Annotated in this window: 13 protein-coding genes and 2 pseudogenes; 11 read left to right on the top strand and 4 right to left on the bottom strand. The window is 66.0% G+C overall.

Going from position 1 to position 11318, the window contains the following annotated elements:
- Window positions 1–85: 85 nt before the first annotated feature.
- Complete coding sequence (locus ACX28W_RS24690; RefSeq protein WP_459001519.1) at window positions 86–418, top strand: hypothetical protein; 333 nt, start codon at window positions 86–88, stop codon at window positions 416–418.
- A 193-nt stretch (window positions 419–611) separates the two neighbouring features.
- Here ACX28W_RS24690 and ACX28W_RS24685 read toward each other — a convergent pair whose 3' ends face one another.
- Window positions 612–878: a helix-turn-helix domain-containing protein gene (locus ACX28W_RS24685; protein WP_459001518.1), complete on the bottom strand. Its 267-nt coding sequence runs from the start codon at window positions 876–878 to the stop codon at window positions 612–614.
- 236 nt (window positions 879–1114) lie between these two features.
- Between ACX28W_RS24685 and ACX28W_RS24680 the strand changes: the two genes are divergently transcribed.
- Window positions 1115–1852 carry an SAM-dependent methyltransferase gene (locus ACX28W_RS24680; protein WP_459001517.1) on the top strand — a complete coding sequence of 246 codons (738 nt, stop codon included), beginning with the start codon at window positions 1115–1117 and terminating at the stop codon, window positions 1850–1852.
- Between the two features lie 81 nt (window positions 1853–1933).
- Here the strand turns inward: ACX28W_RS24680 and ACX28W_RS24675 are convergent.
- Window positions 1934–3007: pseudogene (locus tag ACX28W_RS24675) on the bottom strand (IS256 family transposase); the annotation flags it as partial.
- On the opposite strand from ACX28W_RS24675, the pseudogene ACX28W_RS24670 reads away from it, so the two are divergent.
- The 3 genes and pseudogenes from ACX28W_RS24670 to ACX28W_RS24660 all read left to right on the top strand — a co-directional run.
- Window positions 3002–3205 (top strand): annotated as a pseudogene (locus ACX28W_RS24670) (nSTAND3 domain-containing NTPase); the annotation flags it as partial. The pseudogenes ACX28W_RS24675 and ACX28W_RS24670 sit on opposite strands and share 6 nt — an antisense overlap.
- A gap of 159 nt (window positions 3206–3364) precedes the next feature.
- Entirely contained in the window at window positions 3365–4486 is a 1122-nt protein-coding gene (locus tag ACX28W_RS24665) for a hypothetical protein (RefSeq protein WP_459001524.1), read from the top strand.
- 474 nt (window positions 4487–4960) lie between these two features.
- Window positions 4961–5494 carry an NUDIX hydrolase gene (locus ACX28W_RS24660; protein WP_459001516.1) on the top strand — a complete coding sequence of 178 codons (534 nt, stop codon included), beginning with the start codon at window positions 4961–4963 and terminating at the stop codon, window positions 5492–5494.
- Window positions 5495–5507: 13 nt separating this feature from the next.
- Here the strand turns inward: ACX28W_RS24660 and ACX28W_RS24655 are convergent, their stop codons facing one another.
- Complete coding sequence (locus tag ACX28W_RS24655) at window positions 5508–6830, bottom strand: hypothetical protein (RefSeq protein ID WP_459001515.1); 1323 nt, start codon at window positions 6828–6830, stop codon at window positions 5508–5510.
- 131 nt (window positions 6831–6961) lie between these two features.
- Here ACX28W_RS24655 and ACX28W_RS24650 point away from each other — a divergent pair, with 131 nt between their 5' ends.
- The 6 genes from ACX28W_RS24650 to tgmC all read left to right on the top strand — a co-directional run bounded on the left by ACX28W_RS24650 (window position 6962) and on the right by tgmC (window position 10108).
- Window positions 6962–7090, top strand: coding sequence for a hypothetical protein (locus ACX28W_RS24650; RefSeq protein ID WP_459001514.1), 129 nt, complete (start codon window positions 6962–6964; stop codon window positions 7088–7090).
- Complete coding sequence (locus ACX28W_RS24645) at window positions 7090–7272, top strand: hypothetical protein (protein WP_459001513.1); 183 nt, start codon at window positions 7090–7092, stop codon at window positions 7270–7272. Before ACX28W_RS24650 ends, ACX28W_RS24645 begins: the two co-directional genes overlap by 1 nt.
- Window positions 7269–7505, top strand: coding sequence for a DUF7848 domain-containing protein (locus ACX28W_RS24640; protein ID WP_459001512.1), 237 nt, complete (start codon window positions 7269–7271; stop codon window positions 7503–7505). Before ACX28W_RS24645 ends, ACX28W_RS24640 begins: the two co-directional genes overlap by 4 nt.
- A gap of 257 nt (window positions 7506–7762) precedes the next feature.
- Complete coding sequence (gene tgmA, locus ACX28W_RS24635) at window positions 7763–8020, top strand: putative ATP-grasp-modified RiPP (protein ID WP_459001511.1); 258 nt, start codon at window positions 7763–7765, stop codon at window positions 8018–8020.
- 11 nt (window positions 8021–8031) lie between these two features.
- On the top strand, window positions 8032–8991 hold the full coding sequence (gene tgmB / locus ACX28W_RS24630; RefSeq protein WP_459001510.1) for an ATP-grasp ribosomal peptide maturase: 960 nt from the start codon (window positions 8032–8034) through the stop codon (window positions 8989–8991).
- Window positions 8984–10108, top strand: coding sequence for an ATP-grasp peptide maturase system methyltransferase (gene tgmC, locus ACX28W_RS24625; protein WP_459001509.1), 1125 nt, complete (start codon window positions 8984–8986; stop codon window positions 10106–10108). The genes tgmB and tgmC overlap by 8 nt, the downstream gene beginning before the upstream one ends.
- Window positions 10109–10172: 64 nt before the next feature.
- Here tgmC and ACX28W_RS24620 read toward each other — a convergent pair whose 3' ends face one another.
- Window positions 10173–11291: a DUF1152 domain-containing protein gene (locus tag ACX28W_RS24620; protein ID WP_459001508.1), complete on the bottom strand. Its 1119-nt coding sequence runs from the start codon at window positions 11289–11291 to the stop codon at window positions 10173–10175.
- Window positions 11292–11318 lie beyond the last annotated feature (27 nt).

Below are 11318 nucleotides of genomic sequence, written 5' to 3'. Positions count from 1 at the left end.
CCACCTCGGCCTACTCCAACTCGCCTGCAGCATCATCTGCTTGAGACGACTCCGAACCTCATTCTGAAACGATCAGTTAGGCGCCATGACCGTCACCCTTGTGGCGCTGATGGTATGGGGGCTTCCAGCGGAGGATCCGAAACCGCAGACCACCGGCCGTCAGGTGGCGGTCGGCCGGAATATCACGCTCACCACCGACACTCCCGATCCCGTCAACCCCACCGGACCGTGGGGCGAGCGCGTCACCACCGAGCGGTTCGAGAAGGCGCTGCGGGTGGTGATCAACTCGGTGGTGTTCCGCTCCTCCGGCCAGGACCTGACCACCGCCGGCAACTACACCGAAATGGCCTCCCGCCTCACCGAACCCGTCCTCCTCGGCCTGGCCGTCCTTGCCCTCCGCAGCCGCATCAAACGCTAGACCGACGCACTGCCGAGTGAGGGCCACACCAGCGAAACTGGGCATGATGTGCCCGCGTGGGCAGCGACGTTGCCCCATTTCGTCACCAGGCGGGCACCGTTTCGTCGGTTCCCCAATCCCGGCCGAGACCGAGCAAAGGCTGTTCGTCCTCGTCGCGCACACGGTGCGCCGCCACCAGTCCTGGCTGCTCGACCTACCCAGTGACAGCGCTGGAGTCCGGCGGAAGCTCGAGATCCGTCAGCTCGCACGAAGCGGTCGGGATGCTGCCCGGTGCCCAGCCGAGCACTTCCTCGAAACGGCGGGCCGCGAAAGGAACGGGAGGACGTCCGCGATCACTCTCGCGAAGCCTGATGGTCGCCTGACTCAATTGGGTGCGGCGCGCAAGCTCCCTCACGGAGATGCCCTCGGCTTCCCGGAACTCGATGAGAGCTTTCGCCAGCCGCTCGGATTCCTCGCTCATGACCAAAGCATTCCGCATCACGAACGCTCGGTCAGCATCCTGGCTTGATCCGCACCCAACTTGTGCTTCCCGCCGCTCCATCAGGAGCCGAAGGCACTATCGGTCGCAGGCTTACATGCCGCCCTCTCAGAAGCGAGTAATTGTCAAGACCTGTGGATCGACGGTTGCCCCGGAGGACTTCAGCCCGCGACCGAAAACGAGGTGCGAGCGGCCTCTGGCGCTGACAAGCTGCGCCGGTGAATCGTGAACAGATCTCCGGGATCGCCCATGCTGATCACCCGATAAAGTCTCCGCTCGACGACGACTCGGTGCGCCGGCTTCTGGAACACGGCGTCCCGCGTGGCGACGAGCGTGTGCTCGACCTTGGTTGCGGCGGTGGGGAATGGCTCCTGCGCGCCCTGGCCACGCGGCCGCAGCTGCACGCCGAGGGCGTCGACATCTCCGAGGACGCCTTGGCGCAGGCCAGCCAGGCAGCGAGCCACCTCGGGGTCCAGGAGCGCCTCGTCCTCCACCATCAGGAGGCCGCGGATTTCGTCTCCTCGCAGTCGTTCGACCTGGTGCTCAGTGTCGGGGCCACGCATGCCTTCGGCGGTCTGCTCCCCACCCTCGCAGCGGCGCGCAAGCACCTGGCTCCCGGCGGCCGCGTCCTGATCGGTGAGGGGTTCTGGGACCGCGAGCCTTCCCAGGAGGCGGTCGAGATGCTCGGAGACTTCACCGACCTGGCGACCACCGTGGACCGTGTCGTCGCTGACGGTTGGACTCCTGTCGACGGGCACGTCAGCACGCGCCGCGAACTGGACGACTATGAATGGGCCTGCTGGGGGTCACTCGCCTCATGGGCCCTGGACCACCCTGCCGATCCGGACAGCTCGCAAGTGCTCGCGACAGCCAACACCCGGCGCTCCGAATGGCTGCGCGTCTACCGGGACACTTGGGGCTTCGTCTCCCTGGTCCTGCGTCAGACGTCCGGCTGACGGACCTCGGGGCAGCCCAAGCCCTGCCCTGGCAGATCGCAGCACTCCTCGGCCGGTGTCTCGTGGGTTCGTCTCTCGTCCTCAGGAAGCGAGGGACTCGGGGCGTTCGACGAGGTGGCCGCGTTCGAAGCGGGCTCCGGCACGGACGAGGACAACGAGGTGGGGTGCGTTCACGGCTCGCCAGCGGGCCTGGGCGGACTCGATCAGCTTGAAGACCATGGCCAGTCCGGCCGCGCGGCTGCCCGCGCCTTTGGTGACCTTGGTCCGCAGGCGGACGGTGGCGAAGGTCGATTCGATCGGGTTCGTGGTCCGCAGGTGGATCCAGTGCTCGGCGGGGAAGTCGAAAAACGCCAGGAGCTCGGCCTCGTCGTCCGTGATCCGCTTGACGACCTTGGGGTATTTGGCCTGGTAGGCGCGCTGGAAATCGCGGACGGCCCGGATGGCATGCTCCTTGTCCTCGGCGTTGTAGATCTCCTGGACCGCGCGTTTGGCCGCAGGCTGGGCCGTCTTGGGAAGCGCGTCCAAGACGTTGGCCGTTTTGTGGACCCAGCATCGCTGATGACGGGTGTCGGGAAATGCCTCGCTCAGCGCGTTCCAGAAGCCGAGCGCGCCATCCCCGACGGCCAGGACCGGGGCCCGCATGCCGCGGCGGGCGCAGTCGCGCAGCAGTCCCGCCCACGCCTCGGACGACTCGCGGTAGCCGTCCGTCATCGCGATCAGTTCCTTTGTGCCATCGGCGCGCACGCCCATCAGCACCAGGACCGCGGCTTTCGCCTCCTCCAGGCGGATGCGCAGGTGGACGCCGTCCGCCCAGACGTACACGTAGTCGGTGGCGGACAGATCCCGGTCCTGGAAGGCAGCATGGTCGGCCTGCCACTGGGCGGTCAGCCGCGTGACGGTGGCGGGCGACAGACCCGCCGAGGAGCCGAGGAACTGCTCCAGTGCGGGCACGAAATCACCGGACGACAGGCCGTGCAGGTAGAGAAGCGGCAGCACTTCCGCGATCTTCGGGGACTTGCGGCACCACGGCGGCAGGATTGCCGAGGAGAACCGCTTGCGCTCCCCGGTTGCCCCGTCGACGCGCTTGTCGTTCACGCGCGGGGCCCGCACCTCGACCGTCCCGGCGGCCGTGGTGACCGATCGGGGCCGGTGGTAGCTGATCGCCGCCTGACTGATCTTATCGAGAGGATTTCAGACGGTGGAGAAAAGAAGCTAGTTCTCACGACTCGTGAGTACATTCTCAGGGATGCCCGTAGGGCGTATGAAGGACTGCATGGACTTGACAGGAAGTTTCAATTTATCCTAGAGCTTAACGGTTATAGCAGGAAGGATCGAGCTCAAATCCTGTATAACCACTTGTGGCATTCTGACGTGTCACCAAACTGTATGCGCGAGGTAGCGCAAGGTGGGTATAGGGAAATCCTAGACCATGCCGGCTATAGCCCTCGCATGATTGAGTACTGCACCGGTAGGGCCTTTGATACAGGGTCGCCGGGGTACCCCCAGCGAGTCGTGGCCAGCCTGGATCACCCTGAGAAGATCTGGCGGTTTGCCTTCGAGCGTCACCTAACCCAGGAACAGCGGCTGCTGGTGCTCGTTCTTTGCACCTTGCCTATGAATGTGGAATTGGATCCTCTTTGGCGAGCGCATGAGTCGCTATGTGAATCCTGCGGTCTCCAACCTTCACGCGTCAGCTTCCGTGATTGCTTGGAAGTTCTAGAAGGTACTTTCATCTCTATCGAGATTGACTCGGCTGCTGGTACGACTATTCGGCACGCTAACCCATCAGTGCGAGAGTTCGGAATTCTCACACTGAGTGAAGATGCGGAACTTGTCAGGACCGTGATCGAGTCTGCAGTCTTCTTTGAGCAGTTGTCGTCGTTGTATCGGTATGCATCGCCAACTGAAGCAGGCTCGAAAAAATCGAAACTATTTTCACTCTTTTTGAGCGAGCGAGAGAAGGTGATCGCTCAGTTGTCGCAAACATTTCATTCCCCTTCTCCGCAACGGGAGAATAGGTGGAATTCCGATGAGGGGCCTTCTCGCGGTGAACCTCTCGGGAAGTATGAGCGTAGGATCAGATTCTATTACCAGCTCGACGAGGTGGATTCTTACGGATCGCAGCGTCAACGCATTGAGAGTGGGGTTGAGCTCCTCGTAAGTAGGTGGAATGAAGGAGAGGGGGGAAAGAGTGAGGCAAATGCACTGCTGATGAGGCTCCGCCACTATGGACTAAAAGAGCCCTTGTGGGACCAGGCGCATGACGCCCTTCATCGGTGGTTTAGCAGCACCTTGCGGGGAACTGAAGACTGGACGCATCTATCTCGCCACCTGAGGGACTGTGGTGACGACATGTTTGAAGCGAGCGGGGAAATGAGTGAGCGCTTCGCCCGTTTCATGGATGACGAGTTCAGTAGTTGGGATCCTTTCCCACCCGACCTGGACGAAATGCGGGAGATTGCCGATAGCTTCGGCTTGACGGAACTCGTGGAAAGGATCGATGAAGCGCTCGAAGAGGAGATAAATGAGTCGGCAAGCGCCTTGAGTTATGGCAAATCTAAGGGTCGCCAGGATGGCAGCACATCGGATGAAGGTGAAGCGATCCTCTTCGCGCGGTTGCTGGACCGACCATAAAAAAACAGGCCCGTAGGCTGAACTGCTCGGTAGGCGTGAGGTCGGTGGAGCGGCTTTGGGGTGGCGCTGCTTTGGCGCGAGTGATCATGGCCCCGTAAGCTTTCGGCGCGTCGGGCAGTCTGTGGACCTGCCCGGTAAAGCACGACGTCGGGGCCATGATCTTCGAGGCTCGCGCCAAAGTGGCTCCGTAAAGCCGCGGAGCCGACCGCCCCAGCCGCGACGTACCCCTTCTCTGGTGGCAGGTGGCTGATTGCTGTGCGCGCGGCACGGGCGCCGGCCTGGCTGGAGCGGGGCGGAGACAGGAGCGCAGGCCCGGCCGGGGGTCGGGCCGCGCACGGTGAGCGGAGCGAGCCGCTCTTGAGTTTCGTAAAGAATGTAACTCACCTACTGGAGTGAGCCCTGTCCGATCATGGCGAGGCCCAGATCCTCGCCCCTCTGCGATGCTGGACCCAGCTTGCGAAAGGGGCGGCGTTCATGCAGTGGAAGACTCATGGCGAACGGCAGATCTACACGAACCAGTGGGTGAACCTGTGCCTGGTGGATGTCCAGCAGCCTGACGGGCGCCGGTGGGAGCACCATGTGGTGCGTCTGCGGCACCTGGCCGTGGCCGCCGTGGTCAACGACCGCCGCGAGGTGCTGATGATGTGGCGGCACCGGTTCATCACGGACGCGTGGGCGTGGGAACTGCCCATGGGTCTGATCGAGGAGGGCGAGACCCCTGATCAGGCGGCGGCTCGTGAGGTCCTGGAGGAGACCGGCTGGTGTCCGGAGCCGCTCAAGCCGCTGATCTACGCCGAGCCCGCGAACGGGATCACCGACTCCCAGCACTACGTCTTCCGCGCGGACGGCGCGACGTACGTGGGACCACCGACCGAGAAGAACGAGTCCGACCGCATCGAGTGGGTTCCGCTCGCCGACGTGCGAGGCATGATCGACCGGCGTGAGATCGTGAGCAGTGGTTCTCTCGTCGGCCTGTTGTACGTGCTCATGGATGAAGCGATCCACTGAGGGGCGACCCACCTCACACCGTGAGTAGTTCCCGTAAGCGTGCCTCGAAAGCGGCGGCGACGGGTTCTCGCCGGTATGGGCCCAACTGATCGTAGAACTCCCTGAGATGACCGATCACCCGCTGGGACGCGACTGCTGAGGCCTGTTCCAGAGCCTCAGTCGCGGTGCCGCACGCCTGGTCCAACTTGCCACGCTGGAGTTGAGTGCGGGCGAGCCAGAAGGCATGGAACGCGCGGCCTCTCTTGTTGGTTCCGCTCTCCCTGCGTAGGGCGTCTGCGATCAGCGGCTCGGCGGTGGCTGCCTCGCCGAGCCGTCCGTGTGCGATGCCGGTGTCCACGAGCAGCTTGGGCTCGTCGAAGTAGGACACCCATGCCGGGTCAGGGTCGATCGGTTGGATCCGCTCGAAATGCCGGTGCGCCTCGGTGATCGACGCGTGCGTAGCGGTGCGGTTGCCCAGGGCGGCATGGGCGAAGGCTTCCCGCATGGACAGCATCGAGAGCACGCGCGGGGTCGTCCCGTCGGCGGCATGGGCTTCGTCCTGGGCGGCGTTGACGTACGCCAGGGCGTCCCCTGGTCGGTCCTGGTAGGTGGCCTGAAGGCTCATGCACGCCAGCACGTTGGCCGTGAACTGTCGGTCGTCAATCCGCTTGGCCAGTTGCAGGGCCTCGGCGAAGTACGTACGGGCCTGGCTGTACTGGCGTGCATCGAAGTGGGTCCATCCGGTGAGGCGGGCCAGCTCGGCCGCAACCGCGTACAGCTCCTGCTGGATGGGCGCAGGACGACTCTCTTTGAGGAGGCCGACGACGTATCGGAGCTGGCCGACCACCGCCGGCCGCAGGGCTTCGCCTCCATGTTGGTCGTCCCGGCGCCAGTAGTCCTCGATCGACGCCCGCAGCGCCCGCAGGGTCGACGGGTTTGCATTGGCCCGTGAGGCGAGTGCGAGGAAGGTGTCCACCTCCGCTCCTGGCAACACAGTGGGCTCTGACTCCTGCTGCGGTTCTTCGGGGCGGGGTGGTTCGCGCTCGGACACGGCCAGAGTCGCGGGCGTCTCCCAAGAACGCCGGGCAAGTCCGAGCATGTGGCCGGGGATCCGCAAGCCGTCCGCGACCCGCTCGATCACGTCGATGTGGACCAACTGTCGCCTCCCTGCGATCACTTCACCGACGCGGCTGGGGGTCAGGTCGCAACGGCGGGCGATCATCGACGGATAGACGCCCGCGTAGATCTTGACCAGGCGGAAGACCCGGGCGAAGTCGCGGACACGGCACGCATCGATCATCTTGGGGTCGGTGAGCAGCCGGGTGGGAAGCTCCTGCGGACGGCATGGCTCGGTCATCGCGAAGCTCCCACACTCGTCGGGGCTGAGGACTACTCAACGTCGCCACATGTCACCTGTCGTGATGTTACCCAAGTTGGGTAATCAGCCGGGCCTTTCTGCCGCACTCCCGAGATCGCGATGCTTTCAGCATGGCGAACGACCAGATGACGGCTGCCGCGCGAGCGGCACAGGTCCGCGGTTCGGAGCGGGTCCATCCCCACGATGAGGAGGTGACGGCGATCACCAGCGTGAGACTCAACCGGCTGTACAGAACCTGATGGTGGACAGGCGCAGTGGCCAGGTAGGCATCGTGATGGGCCGCGAAGGTCCGTATGTCCAGCTCCGGCCTCCGCAGGGAGGCAAGGAGTGGGACGTCCCTCCCGAGGAACTGCGCCAGCCCACCCAGGCAGAGGAGATGAGAGCCAAGGTGGCCGTGGCCAACGGGCGGTGGGGGCTATGAGGACACGCGCGATCCTGCGTCACGAGACCTGGACGCTCGAACCCGACCGTGAACCCGACGCGGAGCCGACGACGTACGCGATGCAATGCGTCGTGGACGGCGAGGCGTCACCTCCCAGCGAGGACTTCGCCGAACCGCAGAACTGGGTGGTGCGGCACTGTGGACAGCATCCGTCGCACCACACCTACCGCGAGATCATCATTCGGCCGTGGCGCACCTGGATATGGCCGTGATCGCACCGTGCGGTGCGCTAGTTGGGACTCTTCACGGGGTCTCTGCCGATCATCGTGATCTCCGGCCAGCTCGCCTGCTCCCCTTGGAGCTCCGTCGGGAAGAGCTCCGTGCACACGCCCAGGCGCACTGCGCTTCCGCTTTTGGGGACCCCGTTCGAGTCCGGGCAAGGGGACTCCGCCCAGGGTCCCCAACTCTGGACAGGTCGAGTCCCGGCTCGGGCTTCAACGTCAATGTCCAACCCGATCAAGGAGGCACCGTGCAAGCGACACCCACTCCGCCGGCACCGTGGGGCATGCGCCGCATGGCTCCCCTGCGCAACGGCGAGCCATCCCCCTGGCATTACGCGGGACTTGACCCGCAGACCCAGACCGGACGCTGGATCGGCGGCGACGGCCGCATGAGCCCGGTTGAACTCGGCAAGCACGGTACGTCCGTCAACACCTACCCGCCCACCCAGGTCGGCAAGGACGGCAAGGTGGACGGCGACTCCGGCCACGATGCGACTCAGGACTAGGAGGCGTGCCCATGGACGGACGCCCGGTGCTGGTCTCCACTCAGTACGAAGACGCGACCGCGGACCTGGTCATCACGGAACTGAACCGTCGCCGGGTGCCCGTCCTGCGCCTCGACCCCGGGCGGGACTACCCCGCTTCGGCGGCCCTGGCAGCCCGCCTGGGCCCGGACGGATGGAGCGGCACCCTCACCGTCGGAGAACGCTCCGCCGATCTCAACGCCGCACGCGCCCTCTACCACCGGCGCCCCAACACCTACACCCCGGACAACGGCAGCCAGGCGGCCGGATACGCAGCGCAGGAGAACCGACGTGGCCTGGGAGGCATCCTCGGCGCGCTCCCCGGCTGCCTGTACTTGAGCCACCCGCAGGCCATCGCACGCGCCGAGTACAAGCCCGCACAACTGGCCACCGCCCACCGCGTCGGTTTCACCATCCCCTCGACCCTGATCACCAACGACCCTCACCAGGCAAAGGCGTTCGCCGCAGAACAACCCACGCTCTACAAACCCTTGCACGCCGCCGCATACGACGTGGACGGCGAACCTGCCGGAATCTGGGCAGCCTTGGTGGCGCCGGGCGAACTCGACGAGACCGTGAGCTACTGCGCGCACCTCTTCCAGGCCCTCGTGCCCAAGACGTGCGACGTGCGCGTCGTGATCGTCGGCGATCGGGTGTTCTGCGCCCGCATCACCGCGCCGCCCGGTGTGGTGGACTGGCGCGCGCAGTACCGCAACCTGCGCTACGAGGCGGTGGAGTGCCCGGACGAGATCCATGGCCGCCTCGTCGCCTTCCTGGCGGACTTCGGGCTCCGCTTCGGCGCCTTCGACTTCGCCGTGGCCGCCGACGGAACCTGGTGGTTTCTGGAGTGCAATCCCAACGGCCAATGGGCCTGGCTGGAAGCGGCGGCCGGCCTGCCCATCACTGCGGCAATCGCTGACCTTCTGCAGAACGGAGAACCCTCACGTGACTGACACAGCTTCCGCCGAGCGCCTGCGCGCCGACCTCGCCCAGGCCCTCGTCAAGACTGGCGCCCTGCGCACTCCCGCCTGGGAAGAGGCCGTGGCCTGCGTACCTCGTGAGGCGTTCCTGTCGCACGGCTGGTTCGAACACGACGACCGCTGGTACCGGCCCACCTTCCTCACGGACTCTGGTGACATCCTCTCGCGGGTCTACGAGGACGACAGCCTCGTGACCCAGGTTGCCGGAGCCGTCTTCCCGGACCAGGTGGAAGGCCGTATCTCCGCCGCCCCGTCCTCCTCCTCGACGATGCCGAGCCTGGTCGTGCGGATGCTGGAGGAGCTGGATGTCACGCCCGGCATGCGTGTCCTGGAAATCGGCACCGGCACCGGCTACTCGACCGCCCTGCTCGCCCACGTCGTCGGCGACGACAACCTGACCACGGTGGAGGTGGACGCCGAGGTCTCCGCCCGCGCCGGGATCGCGCTCGCGGGCCTCGGCTGCCACTCCCTGCGCGTGGTCGGGGACGGCCTGGCCGGACACCCCGGCGAAGCCCCGTACGACCGAGTGATCGCCACCTGCGGAGTCCGTACCGTCCCGGCGGCCTGGATCGAGCAGACCCGCCCCGGTGGACAGATCCTGGTCACGGTCGGCGGCTGGATGTACGCCTCCGAACTCGTCCGCCTCACCGTGCACGACGACGGCACGGCCAGCGGCCCCGTCCTGCCCGGACACGTCTCCTTCATGCTCGCCCGGCCCCACACCCCACCCCCACTCGGCCTCCTGCCCAACTTCCGTGAAGCGGAGGCGGAACCCACGGTTCTGGGTGCCGATGTGCTGGAGGACTGGACGCCACGGTTCATCGCCCAGTTCGCAGCGCCCCGAGCCCAGCGGTTCACTCTGCGCCGCGACGGTGGGATCGATCAGGTCGTCATCGACGTGGAGGCCCAGACGTGGGCCTGCGTCTCCCGTAACGCGGACGGGCAGTGGATGGTCCGGCAGGGAGGGCGTGAACGGCTCTGGGAGAGCATCACCGACCAGATCACGGCGTGGCGCGCGGCAGGCGAACCGGATCCCGACCGCCTCCGCCTCCACGTGGGCCCTGACAGTCAGCGCCTCTTATGGGACTGATCTCAAGCCGTTGCCGCACTTGAGGGGAGGGGTTCGGCTCATCGACTACAGGGAGCCGGGCCGCTCAGGCAGGGATGTGCCAGAGGGGGGCCGCGTACTGAGCCGGGCGGCTGCGGAGCAGGAGAGCTCTCAGGTCCCAGCGCTGCTTGCCGTTGAGGCCGAGGGCCTCGGTGAGGCTGCGGAATGTTGTGTGGGTGACGCCGCGGCCGCGGGCTTCTGCCTCGAACCGGTCGAGTCGGCGCAGCGTGCCTTCCGGGTCGAGCTGCTGTTCCGGCTGGGTGCTGAGCCGACTGGCCTTGTTGCGCTCGTAGTCGATCTCCGAGTAGCCGCAGATTTCGCGGCTGTGCTGTTCCGCCTCGGCGAGGGACTCCGTGGCGAGGAGGGCGCGGGCGAGCTCGTTGCGGTTGAGGGCGTCGTCCAGGTCCGCCTCGTGGACGGTGGGGCCGTCGTCGGTGAGCGGGACCGGGAGGCCGGCGTCGCAGACTTCACAGAGGCCGCGGACTCCTCGGGCTGTGGCCGCCAGCATGGCTGTCGCCTCGGAGGGGTGCCATTCCAGTACGGCGCTGACCGGTTCGACGTGTTCGGCGGTGAGCCTCAGGACCGCCGGGCCCATGCGGTCGGCCAGATCCTCGGCCGTGATCTCTCCGTCCAGGCCGGCACCGGCGACCAAGAGCCGGATGCGGGCGTTGACTTGGCAGGATGCGGCCAGGGTGAGGGCGTCCGCGAGTGGGCTGCGGAGTGTGGGTTCGATGCCCCTGGCGAGGATGTCGCCGCCGACGTCCAGCAGGTCGATGGACTCGGGGTCCAGGTGCTCGATGAGCTCTTCGAGCTGGCGGATGATGCCCTCGGCACCGTGCATCGGATCGATCAGGGCGAAGGTGTGCGGAAGCTCGCCTGCCAGTCGGGGCAGCGTCGAGCCCGCGGGAGCGATCGGTTTCGCGTCGGCGGGTACGGTCCAGACGCTTCGGGTGAGGGGACGAAGGCCCGTGAAGTTGGCCGGCCCCCGCGGTCCCGGCACCGGATCGATCAGCAGGCGGTCCCACGCGTACGTGAGGATCACCGCCGGACTCTCGTCGGCCCCGTAGAGAGCGGCACTTTCGTCAGCCCGGTAGAGAGCGGCGTCGAGCATGGCGGCGGCGACTGCGTCGCCTCCTCCTCCCGCTGCCACGATCAACCGCGTCACCCATTCACAGTAAGGTGGCGAGAATCG

This window comes from Streptomyces sp. SD15 (assembly GCF_054462255.1).
Note: the sequence above shows the minus strand (reverse complement) of the source record. Positions and strands in the feature narration are given on the sequence as shown.